The 14,546-nt window shown below is 73.3% G+C and carries 18 protein-coding genes and 2 pseudogenes; 9 read left to right on the forward strand and 11 right to left on the reverse strand.

All coding sequences use genetic code 11. The features are described from left to right. Positions 1 to 15: 15 nt before the first annotated feature. Both ACZ4TG_RS03275 and ACZ4TG_RS03280 read left to right on the forward strand, forming a co-directional pair. Positions 16 to 176 (forward strand): annotated as a pseudogene (locus tag ACZ4TG_RS03275) (urease subunit gamma). Between the two features lie 363 nt (positions 177 to 539). Continuing rightward, a complete protein-coding gene (locus ACZ4TG_RS03280; protein WP_468159600.1) occupies positions 540 to 827 on the forward strand; it encodes a hypothetical protein in 288 nt (95 codons plus the stop codon). 85 nt (positions 828 to 912) lie between these two features. Here ACZ4TG_RS03280 and ACZ4TG_RS03285 read toward each other — a convergent pair whose 3' ends face one another. The 3 genes from ACZ4TG_RS03285 to ACZ4TG_RS03295 all read right to left on the reverse strand — a co-directional run bounded on the left by ACZ4TG_RS03285 (position 913) and on the right by ACZ4TG_RS03295 (position 2,794). Further along, positions 913 to 1,539: an alpha-ketoglutarate-dependent dioxygenase AlkB gene (locus ACZ4TG_RS03285; protein WP_468159601.1), complete on the reverse strand. Its 627-nt coding sequence runs from the start codon at positions 1,537 to 1,539 to the stop codon at positions 913 to 915. 78 nt (positions 1,540 to 1,617) lie between these two features. Continuing rightward, positions 1,618 to 1,950: a YnfA family protein gene (locus tag ACZ4TG_RS03290; protein WP_468159602.1), complete on the reverse strand. Its 333-nt coding sequence runs from the start codon at positions 1,948 to 1,950 to the stop codon at positions 1,618 to 1,620. 31 nt (positions 1,951 to 1,981) lie between these two features. Continuing rightward, entirely contained in the window at positions 1,982 to 2,794 is an 813-nt protein-coding gene (locus ACZ4TG_RS03295; protein WP_468159603.1) for a LysR family substrate-binding domain-containing protein, read from the reverse strand. A 58-nt stretch (positions 2,795 to 2,852) separates the two neighbouring features. On the opposite strand from ACZ4TG_RS03295, the gene ACZ4TG_RS03300 reads away from it, so the two are divergent. Then, positions 2,853 to 3,257, forward strand: a complete 405-nt coding sequence (locus tag ACZ4TG_RS03300) for a DUF5997 family protein (RefSeq protein WP_468159604.1) — start codon at positions 2,853 to 2,855, stop codon at positions 3,255 to 3,257. A 192-nt stretch (positions 3,258 to 3,449) separates the two neighbouring features. Continuing rightward, complete coding sequence (locus ACZ4TG_RS03305; RefSeq protein WP_468159605.1) at positions 3,450 to 3,683, forward strand: DUF6296 family protein; 234 nt, start codon at positions 3,450 to 3,452, stop codon at positions 3,681 to 3,683. 15 nt (positions 3,684 to 3,698) lie between these two features. On the opposite strand, the gene ACZ4TG_RS03310 is transcribed toward ACZ4TG_RS03305, so the two are convergent. The 3 genes from ACZ4TG_RS03310 to ACZ4TG_RS03320 form a co-directional block, all read right to left on the reverse strand. Beyond that, entirely contained in the window at positions 3,699 to 4,211 is a 513-nt protein-coding gene (locus ACZ4TG_RS03310; RefSeq protein ID WP_468159606.1) for a DUF6328 family protein, read from the reverse strand. Positions 4,212 to 4,247: 36 nt separating this feature from the next. Beyond that, positions 4,248 to 4,616 (reverse strand): PRC-barrel domain-containing protein, encoded by a 369-nt coding sequence (locus ACZ4TG_RS03315; protein ID WP_468159607.1) that lies wholly within the window; start codon positions 4,614 to 4,616, stop codon positions 4,248 to 4,250. Between the two features lie 87 nt (positions 4,617 to 4,703). Then, positions 4,704 to 6,908, reverse strand: a complete 2,205-nt coding sequence (locus tag ACZ4TG_RS03320) for a SpoIIE family protein phosphatase (protein ID WP_468159608.1) — start codon at positions 6,906 to 6,908, stop codon at positions 4,704 to 4,706. Positions 6,909 to 7,084: 176 nt separating this feature from the next. Here ACZ4TG_RS03320 and ACZ4TG_RS03325 point away from each other — a divergent pair, with 176 nt between their 5' ends. Beyond that, positions 7,085 to 7,825 (forward strand): IclR family transcriptional regulator, encoded by a 741-nt coding sequence (locus ACZ4TG_RS03325; RefSeq protein ID WP_468159609.1) that lies wholly within the window; start codon positions 7,085 to 7,087, stop codon positions 7,823 to 7,825. Between the two features lie 109 nt (positions 7,826 to 7,934). Beyond that, on the forward strand, positions 7,935 to 8,261 hold the full coding sequence (locus tag ACZ4TG_RS03330) for a putative quinol monooxygenase (RefSeq protein WP_468159610.1): 327 nt from the start codon (positions 7,935 to 7,937) through the stop codon (positions 8,259 to 8,261). Here the strand turns inward: ACZ4TG_RS03330 and ACZ4TG_RS03335 are convergent. Next, on the reverse strand, positions 8,197 to 9,192 hold the full coding sequence (locus tag ACZ4TG_RS03335; RefSeq protein WP_468159611.1) for a DMT family transporter: 996 nt from the start codon (positions 9,190 to 9,192) through the stop codon (positions 8,197 to 8,199). The genes ACZ4TG_RS03330 and ACZ4TG_RS03335 overlap by 65 nt on opposite strands. 39 nt (positions 9,193 to 9,231) lie before the next feature. Here ACZ4TG_RS03335 and ACZ4TG_RS03340 point away from each other — a divergent pair, with 39 nt between their 5' ends. Continuing rightward, the gene (locus tag ACZ4TG_RS03340; protein WP_468159612.1) at positions 9,232 to 9,750 is read left to right on the forward strand and encodes a MarR family winged helix-turn-helix transcriptional regulator; all 519 of its coding nucleotides are present in this window, start codon (positions 9,232 to 9,234) and stop codon (positions 9,748 to 9,750) included. Positions 9,751 to 9,818: 68 nt separating this feature from the next. Here the strand turns inward: ACZ4TG_RS03340 and ACZ4TG_RS03345 are convergent. The 3 genes and pseudogenes from ACZ4TG_RS03345 to ACZ4TG_RS03355 form a co-directional block, all read right to left on the reverse strand. Continuing rightward, positions 9,819 to 10,099, reverse strand: a pseudogene (locus tag ACZ4TG_RS03345) (M24 family metallopeptidase); the annotation flags it as partial. A 105-nt stretch (positions 10,100 to 10,204) separates the two neighbouring features. Continuing rightward, positions 10,205 to 10,822: a GNAT family N-acetyltransferase gene (locus ACZ4TG_RS03350; RefSeq protein ID WP_468159613.1), complete on the reverse strand. Its 618-nt coding sequence runs from the start codon at positions 10,820 to 10,822 to the stop codon at positions 10,205 to 10,207. A gap of 268 nt (positions 10,823 to 11,090) precedes the next feature. Then, a complete protein-coding gene (locus ACZ4TG_RS03355; RefSeq protein ID WP_468159784.1) occupies positions 11,091 to 12,239 on the reverse strand; it encodes an MFS transporter in 1,149 nt (382 codons plus the stop codon). Between the two features lie 250 nt (positions 12,240 to 12,489). Here ACZ4TG_RS03355 and ACZ4TG_RS03360 point away from each other — a divergent pair, with 250 nt between their 5' ends. Beyond that, positions 12,490 to 12,909 (forward strand): STAS domain-containing protein, encoded by a 420-nt coding sequence (locus ACZ4TG_RS03360; RefSeq protein WP_468159614.1) that lies wholly within the window; start codon positions 12,490 to 12,492, stop codon positions 12,907 to 12,909. A gap of 142 nt (positions 12,910 to 13,051) precedes the next feature. On the opposite strand, the gene ACZ4TG_RS03365 is transcribed toward ACZ4TG_RS03360, so the two are convergent. Further along, positions 13,052 to 13,483 carry a DUF3618 domain-containing protein gene (locus ACZ4TG_RS03365; RefSeq protein ID WP_468159615.1) on the reverse strand — a complete coding sequence of 144 codons (432 nt, stop codon included), beginning with the start codon at positions 13,481 to 13,483 and terminating at the stop codon, positions 13,052 to 13,054. Between the two features lie 304 nt (positions 13,484 to 13,787). On the opposite strand from ACZ4TG_RS03365, the gene ACZ4TG_RS03370 reads away from it, so the two are divergent. Next, a complete protein-coding gene (locus ACZ4TG_RS03370) occupies positions 13,788 to 14,546 on the forward strand; it encodes a HemK2/MTQ2 family protein methyltransferase (protein ID WP_468159616.1) in 759 nt (252 codons plus the stop codon).

Below are 14,546 nucleotides of genomic sequence, written 5' to 3' on the forward strand. Positions count from 1 at the left end.
GAAAGGGAGTGACCGATGAATCTCGCGCCCCGCGAGAGGGACAGGCTGTGGATCTACGTCGTGGCCGACCTGGCCCGCAAGCGACGCGATCGCGGCGTGAAGCGCTGCTCCAGGTCGAGGCGGCGTTCGTCGACGGCACCAAACTCGTCTCCTGCCACGATCCGGTCGGGGCCTGAGCGGTGGTCTCGGTGGCACCCGAATGGGCCCGGCCCGCGGCCGGTCCGCCGACGCCCACCGTGATCCTGGCCGGCGGCCTCGAGAACGGGCCGCGGTCGGCGCCGTCGCCGCCGGCCGGCCCTGTACACCGGGCCGCTGCTCTCGGACGCGGCGATCGAGCAGGTCGTACGGGCCCGGGTGCGGGAGGCTCTGCGCCTGCTGGCGCACGGGCGCGACGGCACCGCGGCGGGGCTGGACGCCGAGCGCGGGCCCGGGTACGCGCACACCCACGGCCCCGGCGGCCACGAGCACGACCGGCACGACCGGCACGACCAAGACGACGGTCGCGGTAACGGTCCCCCACTGGATCGTCGGCATGGTGATTGGCGGGACTGTGCGCCACGGGTGCGCTGACCGGCCGCAAGGGGCTCTTCGACGGCGGCTCCTGGGACCTGCTCCGCAGGCAGCTCACGGCCGTGGTGGTGCTCGGCCTGTTCTCGTTCGTGATGACGGCCCTCATCGGCAAGGCCGTCGAAACCACGGTCGGGCTGCGCCAGTCCGGTGGCGGCCCCGTCGAGCACGAGCAGGTGTACGCGGACGTCCTCTCGGACGACCTCGTACAGCTCTCGGCGGACGGCACCGTCCCGCAGCCGGGGGGCGAGCGGCGGTAGAGCGCCTCCGAGCTGGTGGCACGGCTGCGCGAGGTCCTGCTGACCACCCGCGACGACCAGCTGGGCCGGGGCCGACGCCCGGACGTCACATGACGCCGCGGGTGCGGAACTGGACGCTGATGCGGGGGCCGACGGCGCGGGCCGACTTGGGCACCGCGTGTTCCATCGTCCGCTGGCACGAGCCGCCCATCACCACGAGGTCGCCGTGGCCGAGCGGCAGCCGCAGCAGGGTCGGGCCGCCGTCCCTCGGGCGCAGCACGAGGTCGCGCGGGTCGCCCACGGAGAGGATCGCGACCAGGGTGTCCTGGGTGGCGGAGCGGCCGGTGCGGTCGCCGTGCCAGGCGACGCTGTCGCGTCCGGTGCGGTAGAGGCACAGGCCGGCGGTGACGAAGGGTTCACCGAGCTCGGGGGCGTAGTGCCCGGTCAGCGCCTCGCGGGCGTCGATGAGCACGGGGTGGGGCAGCGCTTCGCCCTCCCCGTAGAAGGCGAGCAGCCGTGGCACCTCCACCTCGCGCTCGTACATCTGCCTGCGCTCGGCGCGCCAGGGCACGTCGGCGGCGAGCCGTTCGAACAGCGCGTCGGCCCCGGTCAGCCAGCCGGGCAGGTGGTCGACCCAGGCCCCGGCTCCGAGCACGGTGCGCCGCAGGCCGGCGAGCGGGCCGAGGCCGATGTCGTCGGTCTGGTCGAAGAGGGAGCCCTGGAGCGCGTGCATGACGCCAGCCTACTCCCGGAACCGAACACCTGCTCGATTCATTCGTGCGGCGGGCGGTCGGAGGCGACCGGCCCGGTGTCAGCCCCGGGGCGCGTACATGATCACGCCGACGCCGGCGAGGCAGAGGCAGGCGCCGATGACGTCCGCCCGGTCCGGGCGGTACCCGTCCAGCACCATGCCCCAGGCCAGCGACCCGGCGACGAAGACCCCGCCGTAGGCGGCGAGGATCCGGCCGAAGTTCGCGTCGTCCTGGAGGGTCGCGACGAAGCCGTAGATCCCGAGCGCGATCACGCCCGCACCGATCCAGGCCCAGCCCCGGTGTTCCCGGACGCCCTGCCACACCAGCCAGGCGCCGCCGATCTCGAACAGGGCGGCCGCGAGGAACAACGCGACCGAGCGGGCAACGAGCACGTCAGACCACTCTCGGAACGGCGGGCAGGACCTAGCGGCCGCGGGGCTTGCCGCGCTTGGCGCCGCCCTTGCCGGCATTCGGGTTCTTGCCGCCCTTGGCGCCCTTCGCACCGCCGGCGCCACCGCGCGGGTTCTTGCCGGCCGTCTTGCCGCCTACGGGCTTGCGGCCCGAGGCGCCGGCCGCGGGGCGCTTGCCCTTCGGCTGCGCCGGGGCGGGCGCGGGCGCGGCCAGGGAGCGGCCGCGGGAGCTGTTCACGGTCCGCCCGCGGACGATCCCGATGAACTCCTCGACCAGGTCGGTGGTCTCCTCCTCCGGCCAGGACAGCGCGACGCGCGACTCCGGGGCACCCGTGACGGTCCGGTAGGTGAGGTCCTTGCGGTGGTGCAGCCGGGCCAGCGACTGCGGGACGACGAGCACGCCGATGCCCGCCGCCACCAGCTCGATGGCGTCCGCCGTCGTGGCGGGACGCTCCAGCGCGGGCCGGCCCGGCAGGCTCTCCCAGTCGAGGGTGTCGTCGAGGGGGTGCAGCACGATCTCCTCGGCCAGGTCCTCGGTGCTGACCTCTTCTACGGCCGCCACCAGGTGGTCCTTGGGGATCACCACGACGGTCGTCTCGGTGTAGAGCGGGATCGCGCTGAGGTCCGTCCTGTCGATCGGCAGCCGGACGAAGCCCGCATCGGCGTCACCGGCGCGCAGCACGTCGGGGGCCTCGGCGGGGGACACCGGGACGAGGGTCAGCGGGATGCCGGGCAGCCGTTCGTTCCAGATCCGCACCCACTTGGTGGGCGTCACCCCCGGAACATAGGCGAGCCGGAACGAAGGATGTACTTCCGAGCCTGTCACCCGGCCAGGTTACCGGCCGTGGTCAGAGGTAGCGCACACGCTCGATACTCTTGACTCCATGACGTCGCACAAGACCGCCCAGACCATGAAGCCCGCGACCGCGGCGAAGAAGCTGGGTGTGTACCTCGAAGCCACCCCCGCCGAGTTCCAGGAGGGTGTCGTTTCGCGCAGCGAGCTGGGTGCGCTCCAGGCCGATCCGCCCCAGTGGCTCCAGGAGCTGCGCCGCAACGGCCCGCACCCCCGGCCGGTGGTCGCGGCGAAGCTCGGCGTCTCCATCGCCGGTCTGGCACGTGGCGGGGTCACCGAGGCCCTCACCACGGAGCAGATCGAAGCGCTGAAGAGCGAAGACCCCGAGTGGCTGCAGAAGGAGCGCGCGACCCAGGCCGAGGTCCGCAAGGAGGCCGTGCGCATCAAGGAGAAGAACGCGCAGAAGCAGGCGCAGCAGGACCAGAAGGACGCCTAGCCGGCCGGGCGGGACCCCGCCCGCGCCGCCCGGCACCCGTGCGAAGAGCCCCGGACCCCCGGTCCGGGGCTGTTTGCGTACCCGGGGCCGAGCGCGGTGTCCCTCGGCCAATCGCCGCGCTGAAATGGACGCGCCGGACATCAGGCGGTCCCATGGAAGGGCGGCCGACCGCGGCCCGGATCGGGAGGTGCTGTGGAAGAGGACCGGTACGAGCTGGTGTTCCGGAGCGAGGAGGACGGGGTGGAGAAGGAGGACACGGTGCTCGTCTCACGTACCTCGCAGGCGGGACCGGGGGGTCATCCCGTGTACGCCGACGAGACCGGGATCGTCCGGGCGGAGATCAGCGACCACGGCGAGGTGCGGATGCTGGCCTCGGGCGGCCACCAGGACCCCACGTTCCCGGTAGTGGCCCGCCGCCGCGACTGAGCCGGGTCCGCGGCCTCAGTCCTCGTCGTCCTCCGCGTACCGGGCACGTGCCCACAGGGGCAGGACGAACCAGCACAGCAGGAACCACACCAGCACCCCGGACACCAGCCAGGGCGCCAGCGCGTTGTGCGTGGCCACGCGGACGATCAGGAACAGCGCGGACACGAGGGTGGCCAGCAGCAGCACGATGCCCAGGAAGGTCAGCCGGGACGCCCAGGCCACGGACTGGAGCTTCATCCGGCGGCCGGAGACGATGCGGTGGAAGGACACCGGGGCTATGAGGGCGCCGGTCGCGAGTGAGCCGAGGACGACGGTGACGAGGTAGATCGTCTTGTCCGTCGACCGGAGGCCCTGGAAGTGGGGAGTGAAGACCACCGTCAGGAGGAAGCCGAAGAGGATCTGCACGCCCGTCTGGGCCACGCGGATCTCCTGCACCAGCTCTTCCCACTGCCGGTCGGCCCGTTCCTCGGGGCTCTCGCTGCGGCCGTCGCCCCGCTCCTGCGCGTCGGTTGCGGCGCCGTCTGTCATGGGGTCTCCTCGGGTGTCCGGGCGGGGTCCTCGGCCTCAGGCCCGGTGGTCCGGGATGTCGAACGGACGGCCGTAGTACCCCTCGACCTCGCGGTGGTACTCGGCGTCCCGCAGGTGCTTCTCGCTCACGAACTCGGGTGCGGCCTTGATCTGGTCCTTGGTCCGGTCCACGTAGATCTTCCGCTCCTCCTCGTCGATGCGCGAGACGGTGCCGGCGGGGAGGAGGACCTCCTTGCCGAAGATCCACGGGCCGGTGTCGACCACGATGTACGAGGAGTCGACCTCGTCGGAGTGCTCGTCGACCTTGCCGATGTGGCCGTCGGTCGCCTCGACCTTGTAGCCGGTGAGATCGGCCCCCAGCAGCCGGCCCGACGTCTCGCGGTAGCCCCACACGTTGCCGCTCATGGAAACAACTCCTTCGCTCGGTTCCGGGTCCTTGCCGTTCCTCCGCCCTCCGTCTGCCCGCTTCGGACCGGCTCAAGCGGTGCGGGTTCAGCGGGGGCGGGTGCGGGCGATGAGCAGGGCCACGTCGTCGCGGTCGTCCGGGTGGCGCAGGGCGCCGAGGAGCAGGTCGCAGGTCTCCTCCAGGGGGCGGCCCGGATGGGTGAGCAGGTCGGTGAGCACCTGGAGGCGTACGTCGATGTCCTCGTCCCGGGTTTCGACCAGGCCGTCGGTGTAGAAGACCAGTTCGTCGCCCGCGCCCAGGGTGAAGGCGGTCGCCTCGAAGGGGACCCCGCCGACTCCCAGGGGTGCTCCGGTGGGCAGGTCGAGCAGTTCGGGGGCGCGGCCGGGGCGGCTGAGTACGGGTGGCAGGTGGCCCGCGGTGGCGATGCGGCAGCTGTTGCGGCGGGGGTCGTAGACGGCGAAGACGCAGGTGGCCATGGTGTGGCCGAGGCCTGTGGTGGTGTGGTCGAGCCGGGTCAGCACCGCTGCCGGGTCGAGGTCGAGCTCGGCCAGCGTCCGGGCCGCGGTGCGCAGTTGGCCCATGGTCGCGGCGGCGTTGATGCCGCTGCCCATGACGTCCCCGACCACGAGGGCGGTCTTGTCGTCGGGCAGCGGGATGACGTCGAACCAGTCGCCGCCCACCTCGCCCACGGCCGCGGCGGGCTGGTAGCGGTACGCGATCTCCAGGCCGGGGGTCCGGGCCGGTTCCTGGGGCAGCAGATGCCGCTGGAGGGTGAGGGCGGCATGGCGTTGGCGCTGGTACCAGCGCGCGTTGTCGATGCATACGGCGGCTCGCGCGGCCAGTTCGGCGGCGAGCAGCACGTCGTCGTGGTCGAACGGCATCGGATTGCTCGTCCGCTGGAGGCCCAGGACGCCGATGACCTCGCCCCGGGCGGTCAGGGGCACCGCCAGGTAGGAGTGGAAGCCGGCCTCGGTCAGCAGGGCGGCCGCCTCGGAGTTCCGGGCGATCCCCTCCAGGTCCCGCGCGGTGACGTGGGGGACGAGGATGGCCCGGCCGGTGCGCACGCACTGCGTGACCAGGCGGGTGGCGTCGTACCGGGCGAGTTCGCCCACGGGGTCGGCCGCCAGGGTGGCCGGGGTGGGGTGGGCGGCGGTGACGGCGAGGGCGCGGAACTGCACGGTCTCGCCGCTCGGGCCGCCTTCGGACGGGTGGTCGCTCTTGAGGATGCGGTCGATGATGTCGACGGTGGCCAGGTCGGCGAGTTCCGGGACGGCGATCTCGCCCAGCTCGCGGGCCGTCACGTCGAGGTCGAGGGTGGTTCCGATGCGTACGGAGGCGTCGGCGATCAGTGCGAGCCGTTGCCGGGCCTGGGCGACGGCCCTGGCCGTTCGGTGCTGCTCGGTGACGTCCACGACGGAGGCGGCGACTCCGATCGGGCGTCCCACCGAGTCGTCCAGCCGGTAGAGCGAAACCGACCAGGCGCGGTCCTCTTCGGGGTCGGCCGGGGTGTGGCCGGTGACGATCCGGTTCAGCTGCGGCAGGCCGTCGGCCAGGACCTCGCGCATGGCCGACTCGATGGCCTCGGTGTCCGGGAAGTGCAGGGTCTCGTGGAGGTGGCGGCCGAGGTGCTCTGCGGCGGGGAGCTCGTTGATGCGCGCGAGCGCGGGGTTGACCAGGACGTAGCGCAGGTCCGTGTCCATGACCGCGAGGCCGATCGGGGACTGGTCGACCAGCCCCAGGGACAGCGCCAGGTCGCGTTCCACGCGCCGTAGCGTGGCCAGGTCGGAAGCGATCCCCAGGGCGTAGAGCCGGCCCTGGTCGTCCTCCAGACGCATGTTGCGGAATTCCGCCAGCCGGGTGATGCCGTCCTTGTGGCGGACCGGGAAGACCCCTGCCCAGGAGCCCGCGCCCGCCATCACGTCGGCGAAGAGGGACGCGACGTGGTCCCGCTGGTCCTCCAGGACCAGCAGGTGCACGGCGGAGCGGCCGAGGGCCTCCTGGACGCTGTAGCCGAACAGCTCCTCGGCCTGCGGGCTCCACAGGACGATCCGTCCGCGGTCGTCCAGCAGCACCGCGGCGACGCCCAGGACGTCCAGCAGCCCGCCCGGTTCGGCGGACGGATCGGGCGCGGGCGGGCCCCCACCGGCGACGTCGGGGCCGGGAGCACACGTACCGGCGGCGTCGGGGCCGGGAGCACACGCGCCGGCGGCGTCGGGGCCGGGAGCACCGGAACCGGCGGGATCGGTCCCGGGCGTGCCGGAACCGGCGGGAACGGCATCAGAGCTGCTCATGCCCGGCCGCTCCTTCCCACCACGCCCGGAGGTCAGTGGTTGTGCCGCTCCCTTCCCCGCTCGCACGCCGGGTGGGTCCATCCTCTCTCCACTCCGCGCAACCGGCAGCCGCAACGCCGCCGGACGCTGCCGTAGGCTCGGTAGGTCTCGTACGCCGCCAGTCCCGGGGAACCCACATGCCGCACACCGGTCCGCAGTCCGTCGACCGGGCGCTGGCCCTCCTCGACGCCGTGGCCGAGGCGTCCGGGCCCGTCAGCGCGAAGGCGCTGGCCCGCCGGACGGGGTGCTCGCTGTCCACCGTCTACCACCTCCTCGCCCCGCTCACCGCGCGCGGCCACCTCGTGCGCACCGCACGGGGATACGCGCTGGGGCCCCTCGTCCCCCGGCTGCACCGCAGCTACCTCCGGCAGCTGGAGCCCGAACCGGACATCCGCGGCCTGCTGCCCCGGCTGCGCCGCGCGACCGGAGCCGAGGCGTACTACACCGCGTACCAGGGCGGGCAGATCACGGTGGTCGACACGACGACCCCCCTCACCGACACCGGCAACCCCTTCGCCCCGGGGCGGGAGACCCGCGCGCACGCCACCGCGCACGGAAAGGCGCTGCTCGCCGAGCTCCCGCGGCCGCTGCGCCGGCGCTATCTCTCGGAGCACGGCATGGCGCGCCTGACCGCCGCCACCATCACCAGCGCCGACCGGCTGGAGGCGGAGCTGGCGCGGGTGCGCGGGCAGGGTTTCGCGGTCTCCGTCGGAGAGGCCGACCCCGCGTACACCTGCGTGGCCGTGCCGCTGCCCCAGGCGCGGCCGCGCGAGGGCGAGGTGCACGCCCTGTCGGTGTCGCTGCCGACCGAGGAGTTCCGGCGGCGCCCCGAGGAGATCCGTGCCGCGCTTTCCCGGGCGGCGGCGGGAGCGCTCTGACGCGGGCGGTCGCCGCGCCGCGGGGGCGGGCGCACCGCCGTTTCCGGCCCTGCCGGAATCCGGGCACGCCCGGCGTGCGGCGTCGGGGGCCCGGTGCCAGGCTGGGGGCATGATCTTCATAGCCGTCAGGTTCGACGTCCGTCCGGAGCACAGCGACAACTGGCTCACGCTCGTCGACGACTTCACCCGTGCCACCCGCAGCGAGCCGGGCAACCTCTTCTACGACTGGTCGCGCAGCGTCGACGACCCGAACAAGTACACGCTGCTGGAGGCCTTCGCCGACGCCGAGGCGGGCGCCGCGCACGTCGCCTCGGAGCACTTCAAGGCAGGCATGGAGACGCTGGCCGGCGCCATCGCCTCGACCCCGGAGATCATCCACGTCGAGGTCCCCGGTCAGGGCTGGAGCGCCATGGCCGAACTGTCACCGCGCCCCTGAGGTCCCGACCGGACACCGAGCCGGGCACCGGGCCGGACACCGCCCCGCCCGTCGGCGCACCGCCGACGGGCGGGGCGGCCGGGGTTCGGCCGCCGGGCCGTCCGAGGAGGATCCCGGTCAGGGCCAGCAGCAGACCGCACAGCTGCTGCGGTGTGAGGGCCTCGCCCGCCACGGCCGTGCCGAGCAGCACCCCGGTGACGGGGTTGAGCAGGCCGAGGAGTCCGACCGTGGCGGCGGGCAGCCGGCGCAGTCCCGCGAACCAGGCCGCGAAGGCCAGCGCCGTCGCCACGACGACGACGTACCCGAATCCGAGCAGCGCGCCGGCGTCGAGGGCGGGCGGGCTCCCCTCCACCGCGGCGGCCAGCGGGAGCAGGAGCAGGCCCCCGCCGATGAGCTGCCACGAGGTCGAGGCGAGCACGTCCGCCTCGGCGCTCCACCGCTTGGCGAGCACGTAGCCGAGGGAGGACATCGCCATCGCCCCGGCTGAGGCGAGTACGCCGAGCACGTCCACCGGCCCGGCCGCCGTGAACAGCATGAGGCAGACCCCGCCCACTCCGACCCCGGCGCCGGCCAGGTGCCTCGCCCGGGGCCGCTCGGCCACCAGAGGCCACGCGATCAGCATCATGGCCAGGGGCGCGGTGGCCATGACGGTCGAGGCCACGCTCGTCGGCAGCCGCTGGGCGGCGACGTAGACGAGGGCGAAGAACCCGCCCGTGTTGAGGATTCCGAGCAGCAGCGACTTCCACCACCAGGCGCCGTGCGGCCCCTTGCGGCTCACCGCCAGGAGCAGCAGCCCCGCGGGCAGGGCGCGGATCGCCGCGCCGTAGAGGGGGTGGCCCCCGGGCAGGAACTCCCGGGTGACGAAGTAGTTCGTGCCCCACGCCACGGGTGCGACTGCCGTGACCAGCGACCACCGAAGAGTACCTTCCATGGAAGCTACTATAGCTTCCATGGAAGGTATCCTTCTGGTGTGAATGAGGAGCCCTTGGACCACGTCGCACGCATCCAGGCCGAATGGGCCCGTGAGCGACCGGATCTCGATGTGAGCCCCCAAGGGGTGATCGGACGGCTGCACCGGCTCGGCCTGCTGCTGACGGAACGCCTCTGCCTCGTGTACCGCCGGTTCGGGCTGAGCGAGGGTGAGTTCGACGTGCTGGCCGCGCTGCGGCGGGCGGGCGAGCCGTACGAACGCGCGCCCGGCGAGCTGGCGGTGCACACCATGGTGACGACCGGCGCCATGACCAAGCGGATCGACCGGCTCGAGCGCGACGGCCTGGTCGCCCGTCGGCGCTCGGCCACCGACGGCCGCGGACGCGTGGTGGCCCTCACCCCGGCGGGACGGGACCTGATCGACCGCGCCTTCGCGGAGCACATGCACAACGAACGGACCCTGCTGGCCGGCCTCGCACCGGAAGAGGCCCGGCAGCTGGAGACGCTGCTCACCGCCTGGCTGGCCCTGATCGAGCCCCCGCCCGAGCGCCGCCCCTGACCGGCGGCGGCCCTGACCGGCGGCGGCCCTGACCGGCGGCGACCCTCGGCGGATCCGGTCAGGCCGGGTCAGGTCAGGTCGAGGAGCTGTTCGTGGAAACCGCCGAAGCCGCCCCGCTCGTTCACCAGGTGGATCTCCAGGATCCAGTGGCAGCGCCAGCACGTTCGGCGCGGCGCAGCGGGGTGTCGTTCTCCGGGGTGATGTACGACTCCGCCGTGGCGCCGTCGATCAGCTCGTGCGGGAACTCCCCCGCCAGGTGCCCCGCGTGCCAGCCGCCCAGGCTCCAGCCCGCCCCGGCCGCCAGCCGTTCCCCGTGGGCGTACAGCTGCCGGCCGGTGATCCCCGGATCCGCCTGGGAGGCACCGCGGCCTCCTTCGAGGGCCCTCACGAGGTCGCGGAAATTCCATGCGGCTGCGGATCGAGAGCGGCTGCGCCGACGGCCCGCCGGACGGTCTCAGACGCCGGCCGGGGGGCGGGGCTCGCGCCGCATGGCCCACAGCACCGGGCCGCCGCCCGGCAGTCGCAGCTCCTCGCGCACGGTGAAGCCGAAGTGCTCGTAGAAGGGGAGGTTGGACGGCTTGGAGGACTCCAGACAGACCGGCAGGCCCGCCGCGTCGGCCTGGGCCAGCCCCGACCGGAGCAGGGCCGCCCCGTGCCCCTGGCCCCGGGCGGCGGGGTCGGCGCCGATGACCGCCAGGTACCAGTGCGGATCCTTGGGCGTGTGCTCGGCCGCCGCCTCGACGGCATCGCGGAACAACAGGGCCCGGTCACCGAGGATGTCCTGGAGCTCCTGGATGGTCTCCGCGTCGGGAACGGCCTTCGCCTGCCCCTCCGGCGCCACCCAGAAGGCGGCCGCCGCGTCGGTGCGCTCGCACACGCCGTGATGGACGTACTGCCGGGTGAAGAGCGTGGTGAAGTAGCGGCCCAGCCCTGCCCCGCGGGAGGCGTCGTCGGGGAAGAACCAGCGCATCATCGGGTCGTCGCCGAAGGCGCCGGCCAGGGTGCGGCTGACCAGGTGGGCGTCGTCGATCGTTGCCGTCTTAGGCGTATTCGTCATGGTCATACAGGTCATTCTGCACCTTGGATGATCTTCGACGATCGGCGGGGCGCCCTCGCGCGGCATGCCCAACGGAGGCGGCCGGCAAGGGAGTCGGACGGCCCGGCGGATCGACGACCCTAAGGGCTGTCCCGTAATCCCCGGTGGATCAGCGCGCGGCGTCAGATGCGGTGCATCGCAAGGCGGAGGAGCGTCCTCATACTGGGCGTATCCGGGCGCTCCGACAACGCGGCGAGGTGCCGTAGCTGTCGTCGTGCGCCCGCCGGGGATTACGGGACAGCCCTTAGGCGGGCTCGGCCGGGCGGCTGAGCGTGCGCATGCGGCCGTAGGCGTACACGCAGCCCGCCAGGGCGAGGTCCGAGAGCAGCATGAAGCCGATCGAGTACGTGCCCTTCGCGCTGTAGATGGCGCCCATCACCAGCGGTGGAACGAACCCTCCCAGACCGCCGACCGCGCCCACGATGCCCGTCACCGTGCCGACCTGGCGCTGCGGGGTCACCTGGGCGACCAGCGCGAAGACGCTGCCGCCCGCCGCGCCCAGGCCCGCCGCCATCGTCAGGAAACAGACCGTGCCCAGCGGGGCCAGCGGCGGGTCGAAGGCCTGGACGATGGCGAACACGGCGACCACCGCCAGCGCCCAGGCCGTCACCCGCGCGGGGTGGACCCGGTCGGAGAGCCAGCCGCCGATGGGGCGGAAGATCACGGTGACGAGCGCGAACCCGGCCGCCCTGGTGCCCGCGTCGGTGGGTGACAGCTCGTACCAGGTCTTCAGATACGTCGGCAGGTACACGCCGAAGGCGACCACCCCGCCGAAGCCCACCGCGTACAGGGCCGCCAGTTCCCAGGTGGTGCGCAGCCTCCCGGCGTCGCCGAGGCGGGCGGCGAGCGGGGCCGTGGCCACGGGCCGGTCCGGCCGGTCGGTGATCAGCAGCGCGGCCAGGACGGCGTAGACGGCGAGGGCTGCGGCGACGACGAGGAAGGGCAGGTTCTCGCCGTGGGCGGCGATGCGCGGGGTGAAGTAGCCGGAGAGCGCGACGCCGCCGGTGCCCATGCCGAACACGCCGATGGCCATGCCCCGCTCGGCCGGCGGGAACCACGAGTTGACCAGCGGCACGCCGATGGCGAAGGTCGTGCCGCCCAGGCCCAGCAGGAAGCCGGCGCCGAGCAGGGCGGGGTAGGAATTTCCGGCGGGGATCAGCAGCAGGACCGGGACGATGGTCAGGGCCGCGACGAGGGGGAACATCCGCCGGGCTCCGTAACGGTCCGTCAGGGCTCCTACCGGGACCCGCCCGAGCGATCCGACGAGCACGGGGACCGCGACCAGCAGGGACTGCTGGAGGTCCGTCAGGTCGAGCCGGTCCTTGTAGACCGGGGCGAGCGGGGCGATCAGGTCCCAGGCCCAGAAGGTCAGCGTGAAGCCGATCGTGGCCATGACCAGATTGCGGTACACGCGGTCTCCTCGGTGCGATCGTGCGATGCGCGACAGCTGCGCATGGACGACACATCTGCCAGGTACGGCATACGCCATGTACGACATACAAGGAGAAACCGTAACTACTCGGACCGGCTGATCCGGTGATTCGTCGCGCGCCCACGACAAGTCGCCCGGGACTGCTGGATCCGACGGTCGGGGGTAGACGCGGCGCGTAGCAGCGGCCCGATCACCTCAAGGAACCAGCAGCATGGACTCCTTCTTCGAGATCACCGTCATTCCCATCGGCAACACCGTCCTGATCACTCCCGTCGGCGAGATCGACGTGGACACCCGGGGGGAACTCGCCTTCGCCCTGCGGGTCCTGCCCGAGCGCGCGGCCCTCGTCCTCGACATGAGCCAGGTGACCTTCATGGATCTGACCGGCCTGCGCTTCCTGCGCGACCTGCGCCACCACAGCCGACGGCACGGCACCGCCCTGACGACCACGGGCTGGCAGCGCCAGCCACGACGCCTCCTCGACGCCCAGCGTTCGTCCCGGCACGCCGCTGCCGAGTCGTACGCGTCCTACGCGCTCCCCGACGGGCGCAGCGAGCGGAGCGAGCGCGATGTCCTCACGGCGGCCGCGGTGTCCCCGGGCGAGCTCGCCTCCGCGCTGCCGGAGGAGTAGACGCGGGAGGGGCAGACGGCGGCCTGGCCCGGGCCGCCCGTTTACGCCGGCGGCGGGCGGGCAGACGAGCGTGGGATCAGGGTGGTGCAGGGGGCGGCTGGGCCTGGGGAGGTCGTACAGTCGCCCCCGTCCCGCCCCGCGTTCACCACAGCCCCCTTCGCCGTCGCACCACCACCAGGACGACCACGAGCCCCGCCGCGACCGTGGCCGCCACGAGGAGAGCGCGGTGGTCCCGCGAGCCCGCACCGGCGTCACCGGCCTTCGCCCGCAGCATCGCCGGGACGGCGTCCTGGACCAGCTGTCCGGCTTCGGCGCCCCTCTCGCGGACCTGCGCGGTGGTCTCGCTCGCCACCGCCCCCACCCGTTCGGTGACCGCGGCGGCCCGCCGCCTGGCCCGGGCCTTCACGTGGGTCTTGGCGGCCAACGCCTCGACGGTCCGCCCGAGCTCCGTGCGCATGGCTTCCACGTGCTCCCTGATCTCCTCGGCGGTCTCCTCGGCCGCCCTGCCGTGCGGGCGGGCGGTCTCCTCGGCCGCCCCGCCGTGCGGGCGCTGGTTTCCGGAGTTCTGGTCCATCGGTGTGCCCTCTCCTCTATCTCGGATCCCGGCGGTCCGCCCGGGCGATCCGCTTCCCGCGCATCCGGGCGGCGGGGCCTGCGCCCAGCGTCTGCCCGCTCAGCCGGGGCGCACTCCGCCCGCCGGTGATCCGTGAGGCCCGAGTGACGCAGGCATGGGAGCGGGGGGCCGGGGTAGCCGCAGGGTGAATCGAGACACCGGCCGCCCGCGAGGCCGACGAGGCCGCGGAGCGCCAGGCCGGAGAGCGGCGCGATCGGCGCCCTCGAACGCGTCGACCGCGTACCGACTCCATGGAGGACCGCACATGACGGCTGAGACGGCTGCGACGGCAGGGACGGCAGGGACGGGCCTGTGGGGAGCACGCCCCGATTTCAGGCCGCTGTGGCGGCTCCCCGGGGTGTACCCGCCCCAGGAGGACACCATGCTGCTGGCACGGACCGTGCGGCTGGAGGTCTCTCCCGGGATGGACGTCCTCGACATCGGAACCGGGACCGGCGCCCTGGCCCTGTGCGCTGCCGGCCACGGAGCCCGTGTCACCGCGGTGGACGTCTCCTGGCGAGCCGTCCTCAGCGCCAGGGCCAACGCCAGGCGGATGCGCCTGCCCGTGGCGGTGCGGCGGGGAACGGCCCCGCAGGCCGTGCACGGTCGGCACTTCGACCTCGTCGTCAGCAACCCTCCCTACGTGCCCGCCCCGCACGCCGACCTGCCCCGACGGGGTGCGGCCCGCTCCTGGGACGCGGGCCTCGACGGACGGGCCGTCGTCGACGGGATCTGCGCCGCGGCTCCCGCCCTCCTGAAGCCCCACGGCGCGCTGCTGGTCCACTCCGCCCTGTCGGGCACCGATGACACCTTGGCCCGCCTGGCCGAGGCCGGGCTGCGGGGCGAGATCGTGGAGCGCGCCCGCATACCCTTCGGCCCCGTCCTGCGCTCCCGCAGGCACTGGCTGGAGGCGCGGGGCCTGGTGGAGCCGGGACAGCAGACCGAGGAGCTGGTGATCATCCGGGCCGAACGGCACGGCACACCGGCCGAGGAACGCGAGCGCGCAGGTCAGGAGGGACGATAG

Source organism: Streptomyces sp. NPDC028314, assembly GCF_055565795.1.

Coding starts and splice junctions, on each gene's coding strand:
- ACZ4TG_RS03285 (WP_468159601.1), bottom strand. CDS start 1,539: ATGCACGCGCTCCAGGGCTCCCTCTTCGACCAGACCGACGACATCGGC.
- ACZ4TG_RS03300 (WP_468159604.1), top strand. CDS start 2,853: ATGACGTCGCACAAGACCGCCCAGACCATGAAGCCCGCGACCGCGGCG.
- ACZ4TG_RS03310 (WP_468159606.1), bottom strand. CDS start 4,211: ATGACAGACGGCGCCGCAACCGACGCGCAGGAGCGGGGCGACGGCCGC.
- ACZ4TG_RS03315 (WP_468159607.1), bottom strand. CDS start 4,616: ATGAGCGGCAACGTGTGGGGCTACCGCGAGACGTCGGGCCGGCTGCTG.
- ACZ4TG_RS03320 (WP_468159608.1), bottom strand. CDS start 6,908: ATGAGCAGCTCTGATGCCGTTCCCGCCGGTTCCGGCACGCCCGGGACC.
- ACZ4TG_RS03325 (WP_468159609.1), top strand. CDS start 7,085: ATGCCGCACACCGGTCCGCAGTCCGTCGACCGGGCGCTGGCCCTCCTC.
- ACZ4TG_RS03330 (WP_468159610.1), top strand. CDS start 7,935: ATGATCTTCATAGCCGTCAGGTTCGACGTCCGTCCGGAGCACAGCGAC.
- ACZ4TG_RS03335 (WP_468159611.1), bottom strand. CDS start 9,192: ATGGAAGGTACTCTTCGGTGGTCGCTGGTCACGGCAGTCGCACCCGTG.
- ACZ4TG_RS03350 (WP_468159613.1), bottom strand. CDS start 10,822: ATGACCTGTATGACCATGACGAATACGCCTAAGACGGCAACGATCGAC.
- ACZ4TG_RS03355 (WP_468159784.1), bottom strand. CDS start 12,239: ATGGCCACGATCGGCTTCACGCTGACCTTCTGGGCCTGGGACCTGATC.
- ACZ4TG_RS03360 (WP_468159614.1), top strand. CDS start 12,490: ATGGACTCCTTCTTCGAGATCACCGTCATTCCCATCGGCAACACCGTC.
- ACZ4TG_RS03365 (WP_468159615.1), bottom strand. CDS start 13,483: ATGGACCAGAACTCCGGAAACCAGCGCCCGCACGGCGGGGCGGCCGAG.
- ACZ4TG_RS03370 (WP_468159616.1), top strand. CDS start 13,788: ATGACGGCTGAGACGGCTGCGACGGCAGGGACGGCAGGGACGGGCCTG.